Raw genomic sequence first — 23,391 nt, 5'->3', positions numbered from 1 at the left:
TTACTACCGCTTCAAACCTTACAGCGCAGGCTCAGCCTGTACTGCAGCAGCCTCTTCAGGCAGCACCGGAACGTACAGCAGTTGCAGACGCGCGCTGCTCCACTCACGGGTCTTGTTGGTCAGCTCAAGGTTGTTGTTGAGCTTCTGGCCATAAGTCGGAACGATTTCCTTCAACTTGGCCTGCCACTCAGGGCTCTTGATGCGATCCTTGTAGGTCTTCTCCAGCACGCTGAGCATGATCGGCGCGGCAGTCGAAGCACCTGGCGACGCACCCAGCAGTGCGGCAATGGTGCCGTCCTGGGCAGCAACCACTTCAGTACCGAACTGCAGGACGCCACCGTGTACAGGATCTTTCTTGATCACCTGAACCCGCTGACCGGCTTGCAGCAGCTTCCAGTCTTCGTTCTTGGCGTTCGGGTAGTATTCGCGCAGGGCTTCCATGCGGTCATCGAAGCTGAGCATCAACTGACCCATCAGGTAAGTGCTCAGGTCGATGTTGTCGATACCCGCATGGGTCATCGGCATGATGTTGTGGCTGGTCAGTGCCGCGAACATGTCCAGCAGCGAACCGTTCTTGAGGAACTTGGTGGAGAAGGTGGCAAACGGGCCGAACAGCAGTACTTCCTTGCCATCGATCACACGGGTATCGAGGTGCGGAACCGACATCGGCGGCGCACCGACCGAAGCCTTGCCGTACAGCTTGGCCTTGTGGCGGGCAACGATTTCCTGGTTATCGGTCATCAGGAACTGGCCACCCACCGGGAAACCGGCATAGCCGTCAGCTTCCGGGATACCCGACTTCTGCAGCAGCTTCAGGGCGCCACCACCGGCACCGATGAAGACGAACTTGGCCTTGACGCTGGTCTCGACACCTTTGTTGGCCAGGTCGGCAACAACCACAGTCCAGGTGTTGTCGGCGTTACGCACGATGTCGCGCACTTCGTGCTGTACATGCAGCTTGACGTTGTCGTGCTTGGTCAGCGAAGCGATCAACTGGCGGGTGATCTCGCCGAAGTTGACGTCGGTACCGATCGGCATGCGGGTCGCGGCGATCTTCTGGTCGGCAGCACGGCCTTCCATCACGATCGGCACCCACTTCTGGATCTGGGCGTGGTCTTCGGAATACTCCATGCCACGGAACAGCGAGCTGTGCTGCAGGGCTTCATGGCGCTTCTTGAGGAACTCGACGTTCTTGTCGCCCCAGACGAAACTCATGTGCGGCACGTTATTGATGAACGACTTCGGGTTGCTCAGCACATTCTGCTCGACCTGGTAGGCCCAGAACTGTTTGGAGATTTCGAACTGCTCGTTGACCCCGACCGCCTTGCTGATGTCGATCTTGCCGTCGGCACCTTCGCTGGTGTAGTTCAGCTCACAGAACGCGGAGTGGCCGGTACCGGCGTTGTTCCAGGCGTTGGAGCTTTCTTCGGCAACCTTGTCCAGGCGCTCGTAGATATCGATCGACCAGGTAGGCTCCAGCTCATTGAGGTAGGTACCCAGACTTGCACTCATGATGCCGCCGCCGATCAGCAGCACGTCTACGGTTTTCTCTGGCTCGCTGGGTTTGGAGCAGCCAATGACACTCAGGCACAGGAGTGTCAGCAGGATTTTTTTCATAGTTCAATCCAATTGAAGTGAAGTAATTGGCAATGACCGCTTATCCCGTTGTGCACGCCCGTGTTCTTGTTGTTGCTCGCGCAGACCAAAGCTTAGCGGGGCTCGGCACTCAGGCAAGTGGCCTGGGCGCACGGGCAATGGTTGGCGGCTGGGGTTATTCGATGGATCGGGAACGGTCTTCACCCCCGACGCTGGACATTGAAGCCTGCCGTCAGGGGTTTGCTTGGCCTAGGCCTGCCCGCCTTTAAGCACAAAACAGGCCAACTTCCTCAAGACTAACGGCTAATAGCTAGGACGAGTCGTCGCACCCCATCTTTAGCGGTTTTTCATGGCGACAATCCGCCACATATTCCGCCTTCTATGCTGCATGTGGCGGATTTCCCCCGCGCCATCAGGCACTCAGGCGCGCCGTGACTTCACCCAGTTGCCCCGACAGGCCATGCAGGCGATGCCCGGCCTGCTCGGTTTGCTCTACAGCCTGCTGGTTGGCCGTGGCTATCCGGGTAATTTCCACCAGGTTGCGGGAAATGTCTTCAGCCACGCTGGTCTGCTCCTCGGCGGCCGTTGCGATCTGGCGGTTCATGTCGCGAATCGCCTCCACGGCCTGGGTGATCCGTTGCAGCATCTGCCCGGCACGTTGAACTTGCTCTGCGCCTTCTTCACTGCGCTGCTGGCCATTTTCAATGGCTTTGACCGCCTCCAGCGCACCCGACTGGACGGCACAGATGATCTGATTGATCTCGGCAATCGATGCTCCGGTACGCTGCGCCAGGTTGCGCACTTCATCTGCAACCACGGCAAAGCCGCGACCGGCCTCCCCGGCCCGTGCCGCCTCGATCGCGGCATTGAGTGCCAGCAGGTTGGTCTGCTCGGCAATGGCGCGAATCACTTCCAGCACTTTGCCGATCCTGCCACTGTCGGCTTCCAGGTGGCGAATCACGGCAGCGGTACCCGCAATTTCCTGATTGACCGCGGCAATGGTGTCGATCGTTGACTGCATCACCTGCTCGCCGGCCTGAGCACTATGGTCAGCCTCATCCGCGGCACGCGCCGCTTCGGCCGCATGGCGGGCAACCTCCTGCGCGGTGGCCGACATTTCATGCATGGCCGTTGCCACCTGATCGGTACGCTGAAACTGGTCATCGGTACCGCGTGCCATGCTGCCGGCGATCGTGCGCAAATTACCACTGGCCGACTCCAGCTCACCGGCGTTGCCTTGCAGCCGGGTGAATGTCTCGGCAAGAAAATCGCGCAAGGTATTGGCCGCCACAGCCAGGCGCCCGAGCTCGTCCTGACGGCCAGTGGCAACGCGCGCAGCAAAGCGCCCCTGGCTCAACTGCGCAACATATTCGATCAGCCCGCGAATCGGCTCGATCAGGTTGCGGTTAACCAGCCAGAGGCTGATCAACCCTACCAGTACGGCCGAACCGAACATCACCAGCATTCCCAACCAGACCGTGCGTTCGGCCGATTGACTGATGGCCTGTGCCTGCACCTGGGCATCGCTACGCAACTGGTTGACCAGTTCGCTCATCTGCTCGCTGGCAGCACGGTCCACGCCCTTGACCGCCTGATCACCTGCCGCTGGGTCTGCCCCTGCGGCAAGGTATGCCTGACGCCCCCGTTCATAGGCCTGCCCGAGCTGGCGATGGCTTTCCTTGAGTTGCTGCGCGCGGGCCTTGAGCGGCGGGTCGCTGCGTTCGATCAACTGATCAAGAATGTCCTGCACCTGCTGTTCACGCGCCAGAAACTGCTGCCAGTACTTGTCCAGCTCTGCCGGTTGCTTGCCGCGCAGCAGCACATTCTTCCACTCCTGTACCTGAACCTTGAATTGCAGGTTGGCTTCGTCAATCAACTGCGACGCCTGCAACGGCCCATCGATCAGTTGGCCGTAACCACGCACACTGGAGGACAGGAGTTGAAAGCAGACCAGTGCAATCATCAGTATCGCCAGCAGGCTACCGCCGAACAACGCGAGGATTTGCACGCTCAAGGATTTACGCAACATCGGAAGGAGTCCTGGAACAAGGATTAAGGAACGCCGCACGCGGGCATCGACCAGCCAAAGACATCCTTGTCCCCATTCACTGGCCGTTAAGGCAGGCCAAAAAAAAGCTGCCATCATTCGATAGCAGCCAAGTTCGAGCATTACGCAACAGCTGAGTCAGATACTCTCAAGGGATTGCTACAGAAATGTGACAGGCAATGGAACGCTGTCACAAATCCGTAACGGCATTGAACTGCAACGCCGCCAGGCGGGCATACAGCGGGCTCTCCTCCACAAGTTGCCGATGCGTACCGATGGCAACCAAACGTCCCTGATCGACCACCGCAATGCGGTCGGCATGCTGCACCGTGGCCAGCCGGTGAGCGATCACCAAGGTCGTGCGCCCGCTCATCAAGGTCGGTAGCGCTTGCTGGATCAAGTGTTCGCTCTGGGCATCAAGGGCGCTTGTGGCTTCGTCCAGCAGCAGGATCGGCGCATCGACCAACAAGGCCCGGGCAATTGCCAGACGTTGGCGCTGACCACCGGACAACCCCAACCCGGCATCGCCAAGGTGGGTTTGATAGCCCTGTGGCAACTGCATGATGAACGCATGGGCATGGGCACTGCGGGCCGCCGCCTCCACCTGTGCCTGGGTGGCGTCCGCACGCCCGTAACGGATGTTTTCTTCGACGGTGCCGTAGAACAACGCCGGGTTCTGTGCCACCAGGGCGAAGTGGCGGCGCAAGTCCTGGGGATCCAGACGGCTCACGTCCTGACCATCAAGCAGAATGCGCCCCTGCTGTGGGTCGTAAAAACGCAGCAGCAGGTCGAACAGAGTGGATTTGCCGGCACCCGAAGGCCCGACCAGCGCCAGGGTTTCTCCGGGCGCCACTGTCAGGCTCAAACCGTCGATGGCCGCAGACTCTGGCCGCGACGGATAGGCGAATCGCACGGACTGCAGCTCCAGCCGGCCACTCACCCGTGGTGGGGTACGCAAAAGCCCCTGTTGCGGTGCTGAAATTTCGCTGCGCGCCGCCAGCAACTCGGCAATCCGCTCCGCCGCCCCTGCGGCACGCTGCAGCTCACCGATCACCTCACTGAGGGTACCGAAGGCACTACCCACAATCAGGCTATAGAAGACAAAGGCGGCCAGCTCTCCGGCGGAAATCCGCCCGGCGATCACATCCATGCCTCCGACCCACAGCATGACCCCCACCGCACCGAGCACCAGCACGATCACCAGCGTTATCAGCCAGGCGCGCTGCATGATGCGCTTGCGCGCCACATTGAAGGCCGCCTCCACCGTGAGCCCGAAGCGCTGCTGATCGCGAGGCTGGTGATTGTAAGCCTGCACCGTCTTGATCTGCCCGAGGGTCTCGGACACATAGCTGCCAACATCGGCCACCCGGTCCTGGCTCTGGCGTGACAGGCTGCGCACCCGCCGACCGAAAATCAGGATCGGTGCAAGCACCAGCGGCAAGGCCAACACCACGATACTGGTGAGTTTTGGGTTAGTGACAAACAACAGCACGATGCCGCCAAGTACCATCAAGGCATTGCGCAGGAACAGCGACAAGGACGAGCCAATCACCGACTGCAGCAAGGTCGTGTCGGCAGTCAGGCGCGACTGGATCTCCGAGCTGCGATTGCTTTCGAAAAAACCCGGGTGCAGGTAAATCAGGTGATCGAAAACCTGCTGGCGAATATCAGCCACACAGCGTTCACCGATCCATGACACCAGGTAGAAACGGCTAAAGGTACCGATGGCCAATGCCAGTACCAGCAACAAGAACAAGCCGATCGTCTGATTGAGCAAATGCGCCGACCGGGTCATGAAGCCCTGATCCACCAGCAGTCGAATACCCTGCCCCATGGACAATGTGATGCCAGCGGTGACAACCAGCGCCAGCAAGGCCAGTACCACCTGCTTGCGGTAAGGACGAATGAAGCGCCAGCCCAGGCGCATGGCCTGACGCTGGCGTGTGGAAAACCGGTTGAACATGGAAGTGCCGCGCGTCAGTGGTTTGTTGCAGCCTACACCGGACCACTCGTCCTGCGCCAAGGAACTCACGGCGATGTACCGCCGTCGGTATCCTCAACAGACCAAATGAGCCAATAAGGTCCAAACAACGGGTGGCTAGACCTTTTCGGTCTAACGCACCACTGGAGGTTTAGCCGGCTTTCTGGTGGACTGGAAGTGTCCCACCGTGATTACTAAAAAAGCTGTCACAGGCCGGTCACAAGGCGATTTTAGTCTGAGCTTGAAACCTGACGAGGAGACAGGAATGAGCCTACAACAGAGCACCACCCAGCCAAAAACCGCACCCAACCCACAGGCGCCGGTAGGCGGTTCGATCATCGACCAGAACGGTCAGGAGATCACCATCACCGAGGAAATGATCCAGCAAGCCTGCGAAAAGCTGGAGCAAAGCCGCAAAGAACCCGCCAAGAAAGACTGACCCACCCGAATCCTTCAACCCGGCCCAGTCGCCGGGTTTTTATCGTCTGTTTTCAGACCAGCACGCCGCCCAGGGCTCGCACCAACTGCACCAGCTGCGGTGCTTCGCCATTCAGCCGCACCGCCAGGCCTTCGATTTCGCGACGAGGGGGGTAGTGTTTGCGCAGGGTATCGAAGGCAGCCTTCTGCTCAAGCGGATCACTGCTCAAGCTACGACGAAAGTCAGCGTCATCGCGGCGTGGGTCGTACACCGCCCGGCACAGGGTGGCCAGGGCCCAGGCCGGGTCGGTTTCGGCCTGCAGGCTGACTTCGGCAAGCCAGGGCGGCGGCAGCAGATCTGTGAGGTGCACCGACGCTAGCTCACCGCGCCAGGCACAGAACGCCTGGTAGATCTGTGCAGTACCCCGCTGCTTGCCGTCCAGGCTGTAACCGGCAATGTGCGGGGTGGCCAGCACACACAGGTCGGCCAGTTCCAGATCAACCTGCGGCTCGCCCTCCCAGACATCCAGCACGGCCAGTACATCTTCGCGTTCAAGCAGACATTCACGTAATGCGTTGTTGTCGATCACCGGCCCGCGACTGGCATTGATCAGCCAGGTGCCAGGGCGCAGCGCAGCAAGCTGTTCATGGCCCAGCAAGTGCCAGGTCGGCGCATCGCCGTCCCGGGTCAGCGGGGTGTGAAGACTGATCACATCGCACTCGGCAAGCACTGTCTGCAGGCTCACATAATCACCGCCCTCGCGCTGCTGGCGAGGCGGGTCGCACACCAGCACCTTCCAGCCAAGGCCGCGCAACACCTCGACCAGACGCCCACCGACTTCACCGGCACCCACCACGCCATAGGTGCGCCCAGTCAGATCGGCACCATCCAGCTCGGCAAGGGTAAGCAAGCTGCCCAGCACATAATCAACCACCCCACGGGCATTGCAGCCGGGGGCACTGGACCAGTGGATACCGGCCTGGGCGAAATACTCCAGGGCCAGGTGATCGGTACCGATGGTGCAGGTACCGACGAAACGCACCCGGCTGCCTTCGAGCAACGCCTGATCGACGCGGGTCACGGAGCGCACCAGCAAGACATCGGCATCTTTTACACAGGCCGCATCAATGGCACGACCGGGATAGCGGCGGATCTCGCCGAAGCCTGCAAAGAAGGCATCGAGCAGCGGAATATTCTCGTCGGCAACAATCAGCATGGCGCTCTCCTAGTCGGGGTCCGCAGTGTAGGCCCTTGCCGGGGCCATAGCCAGCTGGACGGGAAAGCACCGGGTATATTTCCTGACCGATGCGTCAAAGCGTAGACTACCCGGCTTTGTGCACCTTTTTTGTGGACGCCCGCCTTGTGACACCGATGCCCCCCGCCCCCTCCGCTACTCCTCCCTTGTCACGCGCTGCCCGCGTGCGCACCGAACTGCGCAGCCTGTTGCTGCTGGCTACCCCGATCATCATCGCGCAACTGGCAACCACGGCCATGGGCTTCGTCGATGCCGTGATGGCCGGACGGGTCAGCCCCCGCGACCTGGCGGCGGTGGCACTGGGCAACTCGATCTGGATTCCGGTATTCCTGCTGATGACCGGTATCCTGCTGGCGACCACGCCCAAGGTGGCCCAGCGCTTTGGCGCCGGTCAGCACGCGGAAATCGGCCCACTGGTGCGTCAGGCGTTGTGGCTGGCCGTCGCTGTCAGCGTGATTGCCAGTGCGCTGCTGGTAAGCGCCGAGCCGGTGCTGCAGGTCATGAACGTCGACCCGCAACTGGTGGAGCCGAGCATGGGCTACCTGCAGGGTATCGCCTTCGGCTTCCCGGGCATCGCCCTGTACTACGTGTTGCGTTGCTACAGCGATGGCCTCGGGCGGACCCGCCCAAGCATGGTGATTGGCCTGCTCGGGCTGCTGCTGAACATTCCGCTGAACTATGTGCTGATCTACGGTCACTTTGGCCTGCCGGCGCTGGGCGGTGTCGGTTGCGGCTGGGCCAGCGGCATTGTCATGTGGTTCATGGCCCTGAGCATGGCGGCCTGGAGCCGCTGGGCGCCGGCCTACCAGAGCAGCCGGGTGCTGGTGCGTTTTGAGCGCCCGCAATGGGCGGTGATCAAGCGGCTGACCGGCGTGGGCTTGCCGATCGGTATCGCAGTATTTGCCGAGTCGAGCATCTTCGCCGTGATTGCCCTGTTGATCGGCAGCCTCGGCCCCACCGTCGTAGCCGGCCACCAGATTGCCCTGAACATCAGCTCGCTGCTGTTCATGATTCCGTATTCACTGGGGATGGCGGTAACCGTGCGGGTGGGCCAGGCCATTGGTGCCGGTGAGCCACGTCAGGCACGTTTTGCAGCCCTGGTTGGCCTGGGTGCGGCCCTGGTGTTTGCCTGTTTCTCGGCAAGCTTGATCCTGCTGATGCGCGAGCCGATCGCTTCAATCTATACGCCAGACACTGCTGTGATCCAGATTGCCGCCATGCTCATTGTGTACGCCGCGCTGTATCAGTTCTCTGATGCCATTCAGGTGATCGCGGCAGGCGCCCTGCGCGGGTATCAGGACACCCGGGTGACGATGATCCTGACCCTGTTCGCTTATTGGGGTATCGGCCTGCCAGTGGGCTACCTGCTGGGGTTGACTGACTACTTTGGCCCCGCCAGCGGCCCCAGTGGCTTGTGGGAAGGCCTGATTGCCGGGCTGACGTGCGCCGCGTTGATGCTGTCGGTTCGCCTGGCGCGCAGCAGCGCCAAGCACATTCGCCGGGCAGATCGGGCCTAGTCGAGTTTTTTGCGGATCCAGTACAGGTAGGTGCCAGCATCTTCCTGTTGCTGGACCAGTTCGTGACCGAGAAATACACAAAACTTGGGGATATCGCGACGGGTCGAGGGGTCGGTAGCGATCACCTTGAGCAGGCCGCCGGCGGCCAGGTCGCGAACGTGCTGGTGCAGCATCATCACCGGCTCAGGGCAGTTCAGGCCGGTGGCGTCAAGGATGGCGTCTGGGGTGAAATCGGTCATGTATAACTCCGGAAACTATTAAGCATTGTGGCGCCCTCACCTTCGCGGGTAAACCCGCCCCAGTCCTGTGGGAGCGGATTTATCCACGAAGCAATCAACGCGGCTTCAGGTCCAGGCGCCGCAGGTGGCAGGTCACCTCTTCGCGGTCGTGGTACAACTGCTTGCAGCCAATCGACACTTTGACCTTGCGCGCCTTGAAGCCTTCTTCAATACGGTCGAGCAGACGCCGTACCTCGGCGTAACGCTGTTTCATCGGCAACTTGAGGTTGACCACTGCTTCGCGGCACAAGCCCTCGCCCAGCCAGGTTTCCAGCAAAGCGGCACTGCGCGCTGGCTTTTCGACGATGTCGCAGACCATCCAGTCCACCGTTTGCTTCGGCTTGTAGGTAAAGCCATCGGCCATCAGATGCTGAACCAGCCCGGTGTCCATCAGGCTCTCGGCCATCGGACCATTGTCGATGGCGGTCACCAGCATGCCGCGCTTGACCAGCTGGTAGGTCCAGCCGCCCGGCGCCGCCCCCAGGTCAACGCCGGTCATGTCATCGGACAGGCGTGCGTCCCACTGATCGCGCGGGATGAAGTGATGCCAGGCTTCTTCCAGCTTGAGGGTCGAGCGGCTCGGCGCTTCACGGGGGAACTTCAGGCGCGGGATCCCCATCGGCCACATCGCCGAATTATCGGCATCCGCCAGCCCCACGAACACACGCCGACCACTGACGAAAGTCAGCAACAAACGCGGCCCGCCCGCCCCTTCAACCAGGCGACCGGCTTTGCTCAAGGCCTTGCGCAACGGCACTTCGAACTTGCGGCAGAAGGTTGAAAGCTCTTTGCCGTCATTGGTGTCCATCACCTCCAGCCACACGCTGGCAACCACCGGGTAATCGCTCAAGTGCTCGAGCAGCACGCTGATACGGTCGGTTTCCGGCAGCTCGATGAAGCTGCCGCGTGCCCACTGCCGGGGGAAAATCAGTTGCGCAAAGCGCAGTTCGCGCATCAGCCGCTCCGCACCCTCGGCATCATTGCAGATGAATTCGGCACAGGCACTTTGCGGTTTGCCCTTGGCGTAGCCTGGCACGTTCAGCCGCGCGGCATGCTCGGCAAGTTCGGCACAGACTTCACCCTCGAAACCGGGCCGGCAATGCATAAACAGGGTATTCATCTTCACTCCAGGACGGTTGGCGACCAATCACGCCAACCCTGACCGGGCGCAATGCACAGCGCCGGTAAATCGGCGAATGATAAAGCAAGTTCGGAACCTGCGACATGCCCCGCCGGTCCAGTACTTGGTCAGGCGTGTGAAACACGACTAACCTGACCGCTCAGCCAGGTCCGTGCCGTGCGGACCTTCACAGAGGCGGTGAATCGGCGACAGCAGGGAAGATTGCCGAGCACCGGCGCAGAAGGAGTTGGTAATGCCCTCGCTCGATAGCCTGAAAACACGCAAAACACTGACGGTCGCCGACCGTCCTTATGATTACTTCAGCCTGACCGAAGCCGCCAGGCACCTCGGTGACCTGCAGCGCCTGCCCATGTCGCTGAAGGTGCTGCTGGAAAACCTGCTGCGCTGGGAGGACGGCAAGACCGTGACCGGCGACGATCTGGTGGCCCTGGCTGACTGGCTCAAAACGCGCAGCTCCACCCGCGAAATCCAGTACCGCCCGGCGCGGGTGCTGATGCAGGATTTCACCGGGGTACCGGCGGTGGTCGACCTGGCCGCCATGCGTGCGGCCATGGCCAAGGCCGGCGGTGACCCGCAGCGGATCAACCCGCTGTCGCCGGTGGACCTGGTCATTGACCACTCCGTCATGGTCGACCGCTACGCCAGCCAGCAAGCCTTTGCCCAGAACGTCGACATCGAGATGCAGCGCAATGGCGAGCGCTATGCGTTCCTGCGCTGGGGCCAGAATGCCTTCGACAATTTCAGCGTGGTGCCGCCCGGCACCGGCATCTGCCATCAGGTCAACCTGGAATACCTGGGCCGCACGGTCTGGACGCGCGAGGAGGACGGCCGCACCTATGCTTTCCCGGACACGCTGGTCGGCACCGACTCGCACACCACCATGATCAATGGCCTTGGCGTACTCGGCTGGGGCGTGGGCGGCATCGAAGCGGAAGCGGCAATGCTCGGCCAGCCCGTGTCGATGCTGATTCCCGAAGTCATCGGCTTCAAACTGACCGGTAAGCTGCGCGAAGGCATCACCGCTACGGACCTGGTGCTGACCGTCACGCAGATGCTGCGCAAAAAAGGTGTGGTGGGTAAGTTCGTCGAATTTTACGGCGATGGCCTGGCCGACCTGCCACTGGCCGACCGCGCTACCATCGCCAACATGGCTCCGGAATATGGCGCCACGTGCGGCTTTTTCCCGGTGGACCAGATCACGCTCGATTACTTGCGCCTTTCCGGTCGCCCAGAAGAAACGGTCATGCTGGTCGAAGCCTATTGCAAGGCGCAGGGATTATGGCGTCTGCCTGGCCAGGAGCCGGTGTTCACCGACACCCTGGCGCTGGACATGCACGAGGTCGAGGCCAGCCTTGCAGGCCCCAAACGCCCTCAGGACCGGGTGGCGTTATCTCAGGTCAGCCAGGCCTTCGACAGTTTTCTTGGCCTGCAACTGCGGGTCCCGGCCAAAGACGTAGGTCGCCTCGAAAGCGAAGGTGGGGGTGGTGTCGCCGTGGGCAATGCCGATCAGGCCGGCGAAGTCAGTTATGAACACAATGGCCAGCGCCACCTGCTGCGCGATGGCGCCGTGGTGATCGCCGCCATTACCTCCTGCACCAACACTTCCAACCCCAGCGTGATGATGGCCGCGGGCCTGGTGGCGAAAAAAGCCGTCGAAAAAGGTCTGACGCGCAAACCCTGGGTGAAAAGTTCACTGGCCCCCGGTTCCAAGGTGGTCACCGATTACTACAAGGCCGCAGGCCTGACGCCCTACCTGGATCAACTGGGCTTCGACCTGGTCGGCTATGGCTGCACGACCTGCATTGGCAACTCCGGGCCGCTGGACGAAGCCATCGAGAAAGCCATTACCAGCGCCGACCTGACGGTCGCCTCCGTGCTTTCGGGCAACCGCAACTTCGAGGGTCGCGTACATCCGCTGGTAAAAACCAACTGGCTGGCGTCACCGCCACTGGTGGTGGCCTATGCCCTGGCTGGCAGCGTACGCCTGGACCTGGCAAGTGATTCACTGGGCACCGGCAAAGACGGCAAGCCGGTGTACCTGCGCGATATCTGGCCAAGCCAGCAGGAAATCGCTGCGGCCGTGGCCAGTGTCGATACCGCCATGTTCCACAAGGAATATGCCGAAGTGTTCGCCGGTGACGCCCAATGGCAGGCCATCGAAGTACCACAGGCCGCGACTTATGTATGGCAGGACGACTCCACCTATATCCAGCATCCGCCCTTTTTCGACGACATCACCGGGCCGCTGCCCGTGGTGGAAGACATTCACGGTGCCCGGGTACTGGCCTTGCTGGGGGACTCGGTCACCACCGACCACATCTCCCCTGCCGGCAATATCAAGGCCGACAGCCCGGCCGGGCGCTACCTGCGGGAAAAAGGTGTGGAGCCCCGCGACTTCAACTCGTACGGCTCGCGCCGGGGCAACCATGAAGTGATGATGCGCGGCACCTTTGCCAACATCCGTATTCGCAACGAAATGCTTGGCGGTGAAGAAGGTGGCAACACCCTGTATGTGCCCACGGGCGAAAAACTGGCGATCTATGACGCCGCCATGCGCTATCAGGCCGACGGCACCCCGCTGGTAGTCATTGCAGGCCAGGAATACGGCACCGGCTCCAGCCGCGACTGGGCAGCCAAGGGCACCAACCTGCTGGGGGTCAAGGCGGTACTGGCGGAGAGCTTCGAACGTATTCACCGCTCCAACCTGGTGGGCATGGGCGTACTGCCGCTGCAGTTCATCGACGGTCACACCCGCAAGACCCTGGCACTCGATGGCAGCGAGCGCATCGACATCCTCGGATTGAGCGACACCACCGTGCAGCCACACATGACGCTCACGCTGAAGATCACCCGCACAGACGGCAACCACCAACAGATCGACGTCCTGTGCCGTATCGATACGCTCAACGAAGTGGAGTACTTCAAGTCAGGCGGCATCCTGCACTATGTGCTGCGGCAACTGATCGCAGCTTAAAGTAATGGCCCGGCCCTTGTGGCCGGGCCATTCTTTATCGACTGAAACCCATCGGTCACTGACTGACTTTTGTGTCAAAAACATGAAACAATGCAGCCATATTGCTGAACTTTGCGCAAATTTCGTAGCACGGGCAATTGCCTGACTCCATGCCCCAGGTCAACAACTACAAATATTCATTCAACAAACCCCTCACGCTGCCGATACCCCTCGAAAGCCTTGCGGATTGAACAGCTTATGCGTAACAACCAGCCGATTACCCAGCGCGAACGGACTTTCCCTGCTCAACAACGCTTGATCTCGACCACCGATACCAAAGGTGTCATTACCTATTGCAACGACGCCTTCGTCGAGATCAGTGGCTTCTCCCGCGAGGAGCTGATGCGTGCACCGCACAACCTGGTGCGCCATCCGGACGTACCGGCGGCCGTGTTTGCCCATATGTGGTCCACCCTCAAGCAAGGCTTGCCATGGATGGGCATCGTCAAGAACCGCTGCAAAAGCGGCGACCATTACTGGGTAAACGCCTACGTCACGCCAGTGTTCGAGAACAACCAGGTAGTCGGCTTCGAGTCGGTGCGGGTCAAACCCACGGCCGAACAGATCCGTCGCGCCGAGGCGCTTTACCAGCGCATCAATGACGGCAAGTCGGCCGTCCCGCGTCGCGACCAATGGCTGCCGGTGGTGCAGGACTGGCTGCCGTTCATTCTGGTCAGCCAGGTGGGCTTCCTGATCGGTAGCTGGCTGGGTCACTCCTGGGGCTTCGCCCTGGCAGCAGGCCTGTCGGTGCCATTGGGTCTGCTGGGCCTGAGCTGGCAACAGCGTGGTCTCAAGCGCCTGTTGCGCCTGGCCGAACAGTCTACCTCCGACCCATTGATTGCGCAGATGTACACCGACAGCCGCGGCGTTCAGGCCCGCCTGGAGATGGCCATGCTCAGCCAGGACGCGCGCATGAAAACCTGCCTGACCCGCTTGCAGGACACCGCCGAGCACCTCAACGAGCAAGCACGGCAATCCGATGCCCTGGCTCACAACAGCTCGACCGGCCTGGAGCGTCAGCGCGTCGAGACCGAGCAGGTCGCCGCCGCCGTCAATCAGATGGCTGCCACGACGCAAGAAGTGGCCAACCACGTCCAGCGCACTGCCGATGCCACCCAGGAAGCCAACCGCCTGACCGGGCGTGGCCGCGACATCGCCGGCGAAACCCGCGAAGCCATTCAGCGCCTGTCTGCGGCTGTGGGTGAAACCGGCTTGACCGTCACCCAACTGGCCCGCGACAGTGATGAGATCGGTGGCGTGGTCGATGTGATCAAAGGCATTGCCGACCAAACCAACCTGCTGGCGCTCAACGCCGCGATTGAAGCTGCACGCGCGGGTGAAATGGGCCGTGGCTTTGCCGTGGTGGCCGACGAAGTCCGCCAACTGGCCCAGCGCACCAGCGAATCGACCGGCCAGATCCATGGCCTGATCGCCAAGCTGCAGCAAACCGCCAGCAACGCCGTGCAAACCATGGAAGCGGGCCACCGCCAGGCTGAAGAAGGCGTAGCGCGTGTCATGGAAGCGGACCAGGCCCTGGTCGGCATCAGCGAGGCCGTGGCCAACATCACCGACATGGCCACCCAGATCGCTGCCGCCACTGAAGAACAAACAGCCGTGGCCGATGAAATCAGCCGCAACATCAGCACCATTGCCGACCTGGCTGACCAGACGTCTGAGCAGGCCCAGCATTCGGCGCTGCTCAGCGAAGAGCTGACCCGCACCGCGACCACTCAATACTCGCTGGTCGAGCGCTTCAACCGCTAAACGCAGGCGGCGCACCCGGCATCAGGTGCGCCGCTCCCCGCCTCACCAGTCGAGCGTCAAGCGACTTTCGAAACAGCGCTCTTCGCCACTCAACGGGTCGTTGAAGCGCAAACGCTGGGCCAATAACTTCAGTGGCTTGCCGTAGTCATCCTGGTTTTCTACCACCCGCGGATAAAACGGATCGTTGCAGATACTCGCCCCCATCGCGGCCATGTGCACACGCAACTGGTGAGTTTTTCCGGTGATCGGCGATAGCCCATAACGCCACAGCTCGCCGTTCTTCTCCAGCACCTGAGCATGGGTTTCGCTGTTGCTCTGCCCTTCAACCTCCTGCATGCGAAAGAACGGCTCGCCACTGGCCATGCGGCTCTTGTGCACCCGCGGAAACTCCAGACCAGGCAAGGCAGGGGCAATGGCCTGGTAGTGCTTGTCGATCTGGCGGTTGGGAAACAGTGACTGGTAGGCCGAGCGGCTCTGCGGGTTGGCGGAAAACATCACCAGCCCTGCCGTGTGACGGTCGATGCGATGCAGCGGTACCAGGTTCGGGTTGTCCAGGCGGTGTATCAAGCGACGCAACAAGGTGTGTTCGACGTATTCGCCCGTGGGGGTGACCGGCAAAAAGTGCGGTTTGTCCGCTATTACCAGGTGCTCGTCCACGTGCAGGATCTGCTCCTGGAACGGGATCGGCTTTTCGTTGGGCACTTCACGAAAATAGTGAATGCGCAGGCCCTGTTTATAGGGCAACGTCGCGCTGATCGGTGCGCCCTGGGCATCCAGCACCCTCCCCCGTGCAATCCGGTCAAGCCACTGCTCGCGACCAATCGCCTTGAAATGCTCACTCAGGCAGTCGAGCACGGTTGCCCAGTTACCGGGCGGCAGGCACACCGTGCTGGCCTGGTGCTGGGCGGGATCAAACGGGACGGCGGCCATAAGAGTGCTCTTGACGAATGGGCCGCCCATTATCCCGCATGCCTGGCGCCTCAGCCAGCCTGGATTGCCGCCGCCTCGGTGAACTCCTTGAGCCAGCGCAACACGTCAACGGCCTCCCAGCGAGCCGGGTCGTACAGTGCATAAAGCAACCCCTGATAGCCCACTACATCCAGCGGCCGATGGTAGCCGGCGCGCTGAAACAACGCTTCGATTTCGGCAAAACAGGTATTGAAGTGCAGCTTGTTGAACGGTGTCTTGCCCTCCAGCACCAGGCCATCGAGGCGCAACTCAAGCACCGCCTCACTCACCAGATCGGTGGACATGCGATTGACGGTGTATTTCAGTTGTTCGACGTTGACCATGACTGGAACCCTCGAGGCAGACACCACCTCTGTACTGTATTTATATACAGCATATTCAGACTTGTCTGGCACGTCAATCCGCGCCAACTGTCAGACCAGGCCAGACATGTACCCCGTGCCTTTGCGAACAGTCAGAATTTGTCGGCGCATCGGGCTGTTTGCCAGGGCCACGTGAACCCACTGGTCGTACTCAAGAATCAATTGATCGAACATCAGGTGACTGTCGGCAATGGCATGCGCCAGCTGTCTTGGCGTGAGCTTCGGGACGATGAAATCGGCGGCCAGGCCGGTGCAGTGCGCACTGTTGGAGGCGCCGCCAATCGCCCGGTTCAACGCCGATGAACGGTAGCCGCTGCTGATCAGCACACGGCCACCTGCCACGCTGCGCACCTGCTCCAGGAAGGCACAAAGACGAAGCAGGTTGGCAAGGGCGCGAGCGCTCGGGGTGTTGTCAATACCCAGACGAGGTGCCGTGACGGATATCGTCATTTCCTGCAGGGTGAAGTGGTCGGTCAGCTTCATGGTGGGCACTCCTTGGCCTGTTGACAGGCCAGGGATTGTCAACAATCAACGGATGCCCCGCACGACGGGAAGCCTTACCGCCATTGCGTACAACTCAACGCAGAAAAGCCACCACTTGATCAGCATCAAACGGCCAGTTCAGCTCGGCGCCGGTATCACAGCGACGCAGCACCGGGATTTTCAGCGCGTAGCGCTCGACCCAGGTCTCTTGCTCGGCAATATCAACCAGCTCGACCAGCAGACCGTGCTCGACAAACGGCATCAACAACGCTTCAGCCACTTCACACAGATGACACCCCAGGGTGCCGAACAGTTGGCATTCAGGAGGCATTTACAATTACCGACAGGAGGACGAAAGGAAGATTATTCTAGGTCTGCCACCGGAGGCAGTCGAGTACACGTACTGGATATTCTGCGTCATCTCGGCTACTGATTCAGATCAGCACCCCGGCGACCGCTATCGCGCACAGTGCCTGGTTTTTCACCACTTTCCTACATGGAGTGTTTTGTGTTCGCCAACCTGCTGATCATCCTGGCCTCGTCGCTGGTCGTCATAGCCATTTTCCGGCGCCTGAAGCTGCCACCGGTACTGGGCTACCTTTGTGTCGGCCTGTTCGTCGGCCCGACAGCACTCAACTGGGTCAATGAAAGCGAAGACCTGCCCGACCTGGCCGAGATGGGCGTGGTGTTCCTGCTGTTCTCCCTGGGTCTTGAATTTTCGCTGTCGAAGATGCTTGCCTTGCGCAGCGTGGTATTCGGGCTGGGCAGCCTGCAAGTGATCTGTTCGGCAATACTGCTGGCCGGGCTGCTGGCGCTGCTGGGCATGCCCGCCAACGCGGCATTGCTGCTGGGCGCCGGCCTGGCCTTATCGTCTACCGCCATCGTCAGCAAAGAACTGACCAGCCTTGGCGAGATTTTCAGCAGCCATGGCCAAAACGCGATTGGCGTACTGCTATTCCAGGACGTAGTGGCGGTGTTGCTGCTGACCCTGGTGCCGGTGTTTGCCGGTGACGGCGGCCAGGCCTGGTACTGGGCATTGCCGCTGACGCTGGGTAAAACCGTGATCCTCTTCGTCGGCCTGCTACTGGCCAGTCGCTGGCTGCTGCCGCGCCTGTTCCACGAAGTGGCAAGTTCCCATTCCGCAGAGCTGTTCGTGTTGCTGGCGCTGGTGATTGTCCTGCTGACCGCCTGGCTGACCCACCTGCTCGGCCTGTCGCCAGCGCTGGGCGCGTTCCTGGCCGGCATGCTGCTGGGCGAGAGCAACTACCGGCATCAGATTGAAGCCGACATCCGCCCCTTCCGCGACATCCTCCTGGGACTGTTTTTCGTCAGTATCGGCATGCTGATCGACCTGCACCTGTTTGCCAGCCACGGGCTGGAAATTCTCGCCCTGACCCTCGGATTGCTGGTGATCAAAGGCTGTGTGGTCGCCGCACTGGTGCGCGTGCGTGGCAGTGACGCCGAGACGGCCTGGCGCAGTGGCCTGGCCCTGGCGCAGGGTGGCGAGTTCTGTTTCGCGCTGATGGCACAGATGCAACAAACCCACCTGTTGCCCGAAGCCATTGGCAATCTGTTGCTGGCGGCCACGTTCTGCTCGATGGTAGTCACCCCGCTGCTGCTGCGCGCCGCCCCGCGCATCGCCGCCCACTTGCACCGCAAACCCAACCAGGAAGTACAGCTGGAAGCCATCGAGGCACAAAGCGCCGCACTGAACAGCCACGTGCTGATCTGCGGCTATGGCCGGGTCGGTCAGTCGATCGGGCGTTTTCTGCGCCGTGAAAACATCCCGTTCATCGCCCTTGATGACGACCCTGTCCGGGTTCAGGAAGCTGCAGCCGGCGAAAATTGCGTGCACTACGGTGACTCGCGCCGCGGCGAACTGCTCAGCGCCATCGGCCTGGAGCGTGCACGCCTGCTGGTGATTGCCGTAGACCAGACCGACATCGCTACGAGCGTGCTCAAAGCGGCACGCGAACGTAATGCCCAGATACAGATCCTGGTGCGCACGCGCGATGACAGTCAGCGTGAAGCCCTGCTAGCCGCGGGCGCAACTGCCGTGGTACCGGAGTTGCTGGAATCGAGCCTGATGCTCGCGTCCCACGCACTGGTCATGCTTGGGCTGCCGATGGATCATGTCCAGGCCCGCGTCGACGAAGTGCGCCAGACGCGCTATCGCATGCTCCAGGCGTTCTACCACGGCGCCCAGACCAGCCCGATGGACAGCGAAGGCCAGCCCAAGGCAATGATGCATGCGGTCAACCTCAGCGCTGACGCCTATGCCTGCGGGCGACCGCTGAGCGAACTCGACCTGGAGCAGCTAGGCGTTGAGGTGCAAGCGGTGCAGCGCGAGGGTAAAGAGCTGAGCGTGAGCGCCGACACCTGCCTGCATGCCGGCGACGCTGTGCTATTCAGCGGCCCACTGTCAGCACTTTCAGCCTGTGAGGCACGCCTGGTTGGCGGGCGATAGTCAGTCCTGGCTGGTGGCGCCGATCTTGTGGATCGACAGGTCGGCGCCGTAATACTCCTGCTCTTGACTCAGCCGCAGACCGAGCAGCAGCTTGATCAGCCCATACACGGCAAAACCGCCCAGTAATGCAACCAACACCCCGGCCAGGCTGCCGATCAACTGGCTGATCAGACTGACCCCGCCCAAGCCGCCCAGCGCGGTCTGACCAAAAATCCCGCAGGCAATACCGCCCCATACACCGCACAGTCCGTGTAGCGGCCAGACGCCCAGGACATCATCGATTTTCCAGGTGTTCTGCGCAGCGGTGAAACAGGTCACAAACAAAGCACCGGCAATGCCCCCCGTGACCAGCGCACCCACCGGGTGCATCAGGTCCGAGCCTGCACACACTGCCACCAGCCCGGCCAGCGGGCCATTGTGCAGAAAGCCCGGGTCATTGCGACCGATCAACAACGCGGCCACCGTACCACCGACCATGGCCATCAACGAATTGATCGCGACCAGACCGCTGACCGCTTGCAGGGTTTGCGCACTCATGACGTTGAAGCCAAACCAGCCGACGATCAGAATCCACGAACCCAACGCCAGAAACGGGATGTTCGAGGGTGCAAATGCCACCAGCTTGCCGTCCCGGTAGCGACCGTTGCGCGGCCCCAGCAACAGTACCGCCGCCAGCGCCAGCCAGCCGCCCATGGCGTGCACCACAACGGAGCCGGCGAAATCGTGAAAGCTGGCGCCAAACTGGGTCTGCAGCCAGAGCTGGACACCAAAATTGCCATTCCAGACAACGCCTTCAAAAAACGGGTATACGAAGGCCACAATCAGCACCGTGGCGCACAGCTGCGGAGCAAATCGTGCCCGCTCGGCGATACCGCCGGAGATGATCGCAGGAATGGCCGCCGCAAAGGTCAGCAGGAAAAAGAACTTCACCAGGCTGTAACCGTGATCGCTGCTGAGCACCGCAGCAGGCTGCAGAAAACTCACGCCATAAGAAACCCAGTAACCCACAAAGAAGTACGCCAGTGTTGATACGGCGAAGTCACTGAGAATCTTCGACAGCGCATTGACCTGGTTCTTGTGGCGCACCGTACCCACCTCCAGGAAGGCGAATCCGGCGTGCATGGCCAAGACCATGACCGCGCCGAGCAGAATAAAAAGCGTGTTGGCGCCGTGGACCAGGTTGTCCACCGCACTTTGCAGGTTTTCCATATATCGGCAGGCCTTTAAAATAAGCACCAAGACAGCGCGCAGCCACTCCTTATTGCACCAGCCTGGATCGTTTGATCGCCACCTCCCTGGCCGATCCCGCTGATCGCTGGAGTTTTTCCTTGGGTTTGTCGTGGATTGGGTTAAGGTTTACAGGCCTGGCTGCACATGCACCAACAAAACCGGCGCCGGCACAGGACCTGGATGCATCCTGCTCCAGCAAAACCTGTACCAGCGCATTTTGTACTGAACCTTCGCCAGCGCCTGCGACTCGAATTAGCCATACACCATCAAGGAGAGCCCCATGCCCAGCAAATCAGCAAAGACTGCTCAAGACATACTGATGGCCGACTTCCAGGCCTTGGTGCGTGATACCGAAAAACTGCTGGAACATACCGCTACCCTGGCGGGCGATCAGGCCGACGAGTTACGCAGCGAGATACATGACAGCCTGATTCGGGCCCGGGAAACCTTGCAACAGACTCAGGATTCGTTGCGTGAACGTGGCCAGGAAGCCCTGAGCGCCACGGAAGACTATGTTCAAAGCAACCCCTGGCAATCGATCGGTATCGCTGCCGGCGTGGGCTTTTTGATCGGCCTGCTGGCCAGTCGTCGCTGAGGGTACCCATGGAAAGCGAATCGTCCGCTACCAGCTCGGCATCGAGCAAGCGCCTGGGCGCAGCCGTACTCGGCCTGCTGCATGGCCATGTAGAACTGTTTGGCATCGAGTTGCAGGAACAGAAAGCGCGCACCTTGCGCCTGTTGCTGTTTGCAGGCCTGGGCCTGGTGTTTGCGCTGCTGTTGCTGGTCGCCCTCTCGGCCCTGGTGCTGGTGCTGCTCTGGGACAGTTATCGCCTGGCCGGGGTGATCGGCCTGTGCGTGTTCTACGGTGTGGCGGCGCTGTATTGCAGCCTGCGTCTGAAAGCAGCGGTGTTCGATGAGTCATCGCCATTCAGCTCGACCCTTGAAGAACTTGCCAAAGACCGGGAGCGCCTGTTGCCATGAGCCTGCCTGAGCTACCCAACACCCGTAATCGACGCGAACTGCGCAAGGCGCTGGTACGCCTGCGCCTGGAGATGCACCGCCAGGAAATCCGTCATGAGTCCGCACAACTGCTCGCCCCCCTGTCCCGCCTGCGCGCCATGGGTGACAGTTTGCACGGCGGCCTGGGCATCAAGCATGCGCCGTTATGGGGCATCGGCGCCGTGGTGGTACTGGGTTTCTTGACCGGCAAAGGCACCAAAAACGGCAACCTGAGCAGAATGATCCGCCTGAGCAGCAGCCTGCTGCCCTTGCTCAAACTGGCCTTGCAGGGTGCGACCAACAAACGCTGAGTCACAGACCTGCGCGTCACTGCGCGCGGGCGCTCAACGTCAGGCTTGCAGCCATGGCGCCGACACGGGAAGCTACGCGTATGCCCCGTATAGGAGAACCGGCCTTGGATTGGCACACCCTGCTCACCCGCGAACGTCTTGGTAAAGTCCTGCATAGCCCCGAAGAATTGGGCCGCAGCCCGTTTCACAAGGACCATGACCGGATCATCTTCTCCGGCGCCTTCCGCCGCCTTGGCCGCAAGACCCAGGTACATCCCGTGTCCAGCAACGACCACATCCACACCCGCCTGACCCACTCGCTGGAGGTCAGCTGCGTGGGCCGTTCGCTGGGCATGCGCGTTGGTGAGATATTGCGTGACCAGCTGCCTCAATGGTGCGAGCCAAGCGATCTCGGGATGGTCGTGCAGTCGGCGTGCCTTGCCCACGACATCGGTAACCCACCCTTCGGCCATTCCGGCGAGGATGCCATCCGCCATTGGTTCCAGCAGGCTGCCGGACGCGGCTGGCTCGACGCCATGACCGATACCGAGCGGGCCGACTTTCTCAACTTCGAAGGCAATGCCCAGGGGTTCAGGGTACTGACCCAACTGGAGTATCACCAGTTCGACGGTGGCACGCGCCTGACCTACGCCACCCTGGGTACTTACCTGAAATACCCCTGGACGGCGCGTCATGCCGATGCACTGGGTTACAAGAAGCACAAGTTCGGCTGCTATCAGAGCGAACTCCCCCTGCTTGAACAGATCGCCCACAAACTGGGCTTGCCGCAGCTTGAAGAACAACGCTGGGCCCGTCATCCCCTGGTGTACCTGATGGAGGCTGCCGATGACATCTGCTACGCCTTGATCGATCTGGAAGACGGCCTGGAAATGGAATTGCTCGACTACCCTGAAGTGGAGTCGCTGCTGCTCAACCTGGTTGGCGACGACCTGCCGGAAACCTATCGCCAGCTGGGCCCTGATGACTCACGACGGCGCAAACTGGCCATCCTGCGTGGCAAAGCCATCGAGCACCTCACCAATGCCGCCGCCCGCGCCTTTGTCGAGCAGCACGACGCCTTGCTGGCAGGGCAGCTGCAGGGCGACCTGGTCGAACATATGCACGGCCCGGCCAAACGTTGCGTATTGCAGGCCAAAGACATGGCGCGCAAGAAGATCTTCCAGGACAAGCGCAAGACACTGCATGAAATCGGTGCCTACACCACCCTCGAAGTGCTGCTCAACTCCTTCTGCGGTGCAGCGCTTGAGCAACACGGTGGACGCGCGCCATCGTTCAAAAGCCGGCGCATCCTCGACCTGCTGGGCAACAACGCCCCTGCTCCCTCGGCGCCGTTGCACACGTCATTTATGCGCATGATCGATTTCATCGCCGGGATGACCGACAGTTATGCCAGCGAAATGGCGCGTGAAATGACCGGAAACACAAGCCCGGTGTAAAGCAGCCAACTGTCAGCCAGGCGTGCATGTCGTCGGCGCACCTGGCTGATTGCCCAGGTATCTTCCTGTGGGAACATACCTACGTACAATCAAAACAATTAAACAAATTCACCAAACAGAAACT

20 protein-coding genes and 1 pseudogene are annotated in these 23,391 nt (G+C 61.0%); 9 read left to right on the top strand and 12 right to left on the bottom strand.

Going from position 1 to position 23,391, the window contains the following annotated elements; genetic code table 11:
- Positions 1-18 precede the first annotated feature (18 nt).
- From mqo to DM813_RS25365, 4 genes and pseudogenes are all read right to left on the bottom strand, one after another.
- On the bottom strand, positions 19-1,617 hold the full coding sequence (gene mqo, locus DM813_RS25375) for a malate dehydrogenase (quinone) (RefSeq protein WP_128326146.1): 1,599 nt from the start codon (positions 1,615-1,617) through the stop codon (positions 19-21).
- A gap of 391 nt (positions 1,618-2,008) precedes the next feature.
- Positions 2,009-2,722 (bottom strand): methyl-accepting chemotaxis protein, encoded by a 714-nt coding sequence (locus DM813_RS29110; protein ID WP_431312014.1) that lies wholly within the window; start codon positions 2,720-2,722, stop codon positions 2,009-2,011.
- A 171-nt stretch (positions 2,723-2,893) separates the two neighbouring features.
- Positions 2,894-3,052, bottom strand: a pseudogene (locus DM813_RS29105) (HAMP domain-containing protein); the annotation flags it as partial.
- Between the two features lie 781 nt (positions 3,053-3,833).
- Positions 3,834-5,606 carry an ABC transporter transmembrane domain-containing protein gene (locus DM813_RS25365; protein WP_128326432.1) on the bottom strand — a complete coding sequence of 591 codons (1,773 nt, stop codon included), beginning with the start codon at positions 5,604-5,606 and terminating at the stop codon, positions 3,834-3,836.
- Between the two features lie 283 nt (positions 5,607-5,889).
- Here DM813_RS25365 and DM813_RS28515 point away from each other — a divergent pair, with 283 nt between their 5' ends.
- Positions 5,890-6,063, top strand: coding sequence for a PA1571 family protein (locus DM813_RS28515; RefSeq protein WP_164897294.1), 174 nt, complete (start codon positions 5,890-5,892; stop codon positions 6,061-6,063).
- 52 nt (positions 6,064-6,115) lie between these two features.
- On the opposite strand, the gene pdxB is transcribed toward DM813_RS28515, so the two are convergent.
- The gene (gene pdxB / locus DM813_RS25360; protein WP_128326144.1) at positions 6,116-7,258 is read right to left on the bottom strand and encodes a 4-phosphoerythronate dehydrogenase PdxB; all 1,143 of its coding nucleotides are present in this window, start codon (positions 7,256-7,258) and stop codon (positions 6,116-6,118) included.
- 155 nt (positions 7,259-7,413) lie between these two features.
- On the opposite strand from pdxB, the gene DM813_RS25355 reads away from it, so the two are divergent.
- Positions 7,414-8,814: an MATE family efflux transporter gene (locus tag DM813_RS25355; RefSeq protein ID WP_128326143.1), complete on the top strand. Its 1,401-nt coding sequence runs from the start codon at positions 7,414-7,416 to the stop codon at positions 8,812-8,814.
- Here DM813_RS25355 and tusA read toward each other — a convergent pair.
- Positions 8,811-9,053 carry a sulfurtransferase TusA gene (tusA, locus tag DM813_RS25350; protein WP_038608848.1) on the bottom strand — a complete coding sequence of 81 codons (243 nt, stop codon included), beginning with the start codon at positions 9,051-9,053 and terminating at the stop codon, positions 8,811-8,813. The genes DM813_RS25355 and tusA overlap by 4 nt on opposite strands.
- Positions 9,054-9,147: 94 nt before the next feature.
- Complete coding sequence (gene rlmM, locus DM813_RS25345; protein ID WP_128326142.1) at positions 9,148-10,212, bottom strand: 23S rRNA (cytidine(2498)-2'-O)-methyltransferase RlmM; 1,065 nt, start codon at positions 10,210-10,212, stop codon at positions 9,148-9,150.
- 253 nt (positions 10,213-10,465) lie between these two features.
- On the opposite strand from rlmM, the gene acnA reads away from it, so the two are divergent.
- On the top strand, positions 10,466-13,207 hold the full coding sequence (gene acnA / locus DM813_RS25340; RefSeq protein WP_128326141.1) for an aconitate hydratase AcnA: 2,742 nt from the start codon (positions 10,466-10,468) through the stop codon (positions 13,205-13,207).
- 237 nt (positions 13,208-13,444) lie between these two features.
- Positions 13,445-15,010 carry a methyl-accepting chemotaxis protein gene (locus DM813_RS25335; protein ID WP_128326140.1) on the top strand — a complete coding sequence of 522 codons (1,566 nt, stop codon included), beginning with the start codon at positions 13,445-13,447 and terminating at the stop codon, positions 15,008-15,010.
- A 42-nt stretch (positions 15,011-15,052) separates the two neighbouring features.
- On the opposite strand, the gene DM813_RS25330 is transcribed toward DM813_RS25335, so the two are convergent.
- The 4 genes from DM813_RS25330 to DM813_RS25315 all read right to left on the bottom strand — a co-directional run bounded on the left by DM813_RS25330 (position 15,053) and on the right by DM813_RS25315 (position 17,155).
- Positions 15,053-15,940, bottom strand: a complete 888-nt coding sequence (locus DM813_RS25330) for a pseudouridine synthase (protein ID WP_128326139.1) — start codon at positions 15,938-15,940, stop codon at positions 15,053-15,055.
- Positions 15,941-15,990: 50 nt separating this feature from the next.
- Positions 15,991-16,302 (bottom strand): transcriptional regulator, encoded by a 312-nt coding sequence (locus tag DM813_RS25325; RefSeq protein ID WP_128326138.1) that lies wholly within the window; start codon positions 16,300-16,302, stop codon positions 15,991-15,993.
- A 90-nt stretch (positions 16,303-16,392) separates the two neighbouring features.
- Positions 16,393-16,824, bottom strand: coding sequence for a D-Ala-D-Ala carboxypeptidase family metallohydrolase (locus DM813_RS25320; RefSeq protein ID WP_128326137.1), 432 nt, complete (start codon positions 16,822-16,824; stop codon positions 16,393-16,395).
- Between the two features lie 94 nt (positions 16,825-16,918).
- A complete protein-coding gene (locus DM813_RS25315) occupies positions 16,919-17,155 on the bottom strand; it encodes a glutaredoxin family protein (RefSeq protein WP_128326136.1) in 237 nt (78 codons plus the stop codon).
- Between the two features lie 177 nt (positions 17,156-17,332).
- On the opposite strand from DM813_RS25315, the gene DM813_RS25310 reads away from it, so the two are divergent.
- Positions 17,333-19,291, top strand: coding sequence for a monovalent cation:proton antiporter family protein (locus DM813_RS25310; RefSeq protein ID WP_128326135.1), 1,959 nt, complete (start codon positions 17,333-17,335; stop codon positions 19,289-19,291).
- Here DM813_RS25310 and DM813_RS25305 read toward each other — a convergent pair whose 3' ends face one another.
- Entirely contained in the window at positions 19,292-20,500 is a 1,209-nt protein-coding gene (locus DM813_RS25305) for an ammonium transporter (RefSeq protein WP_128326134.1), read from the bottom strand.
- A 301-nt stretch (positions 20,501-20,801) separates the two neighbouring features.
- Here DM813_RS25305 and DM813_RS25300 point away from each other — a divergent pair, with 301 nt between their 5' ends.
- From DM813_RS25300 to DM813_RS25285, 4 genes are all read left to right on the top strand, one after another.
- Positions 20,802-21,116: a DUF883 family protein gene (locus tag DM813_RS25300; protein ID WP_128326133.1), complete on the top strand. Its 315-nt coding sequence runs from the start codon at positions 20,802-20,804 to the stop codon at positions 21,114-21,116.
- 8 nt (positions 21,117-21,124) lie between these two features.
- On the top strand, positions 21,125-21,502 hold the full coding sequence (locus tag DM813_RS25295) for a phage holin family protein (RefSeq protein ID WP_128326132.1): 378 nt from the start codon (positions 21,125-21,127) through the stop codon (positions 21,500-21,502).
- The gene (locus DM813_RS25290; protein ID WP_128326131.1) at positions 21,499-21,831 is read left to right on the top strand and encodes a hypothetical protein; all 333 of its coding nucleotides are present in this window, start codon (positions 21,499-21,501) and stop codon (positions 21,829-21,831) included. The genes DM813_RS25295 and DM813_RS25290 overlap by 4 nt, the downstream gene beginning before the upstream one ends.
- A gap of 104 nt (positions 21,832-21,935) precedes the next feature.
- A complete protein-coding gene (locus DM813_RS25285; protein ID WP_128326130.1) occupies positions 21,936-23,267 on the top strand; it encodes a deoxyguanosinetriphosphate triphosphohydrolase in 1,332 nt (443 codons plus the stop codon).
- Positions 23,268-23,391 lie beyond the last annotated feature (124 nt).

It is taken from the genome of Pseudomonas alkylphenolica, from assembly GCF_004025535.1.
In the GTDB taxonomy this organism is placed as follows: domain Bacteria; phylum Pseudomonadota; class Gammaproteobacteria; order Pseudomonadales; family Pseudomonadaceae; genus Aquipseudomonas; species Aquipseudomonas alkylphenolica_A.
Note: the sequence above shows the minus strand (reverse complement) of the source record. Positions and strands in the feature narration are given on the sequence as shown.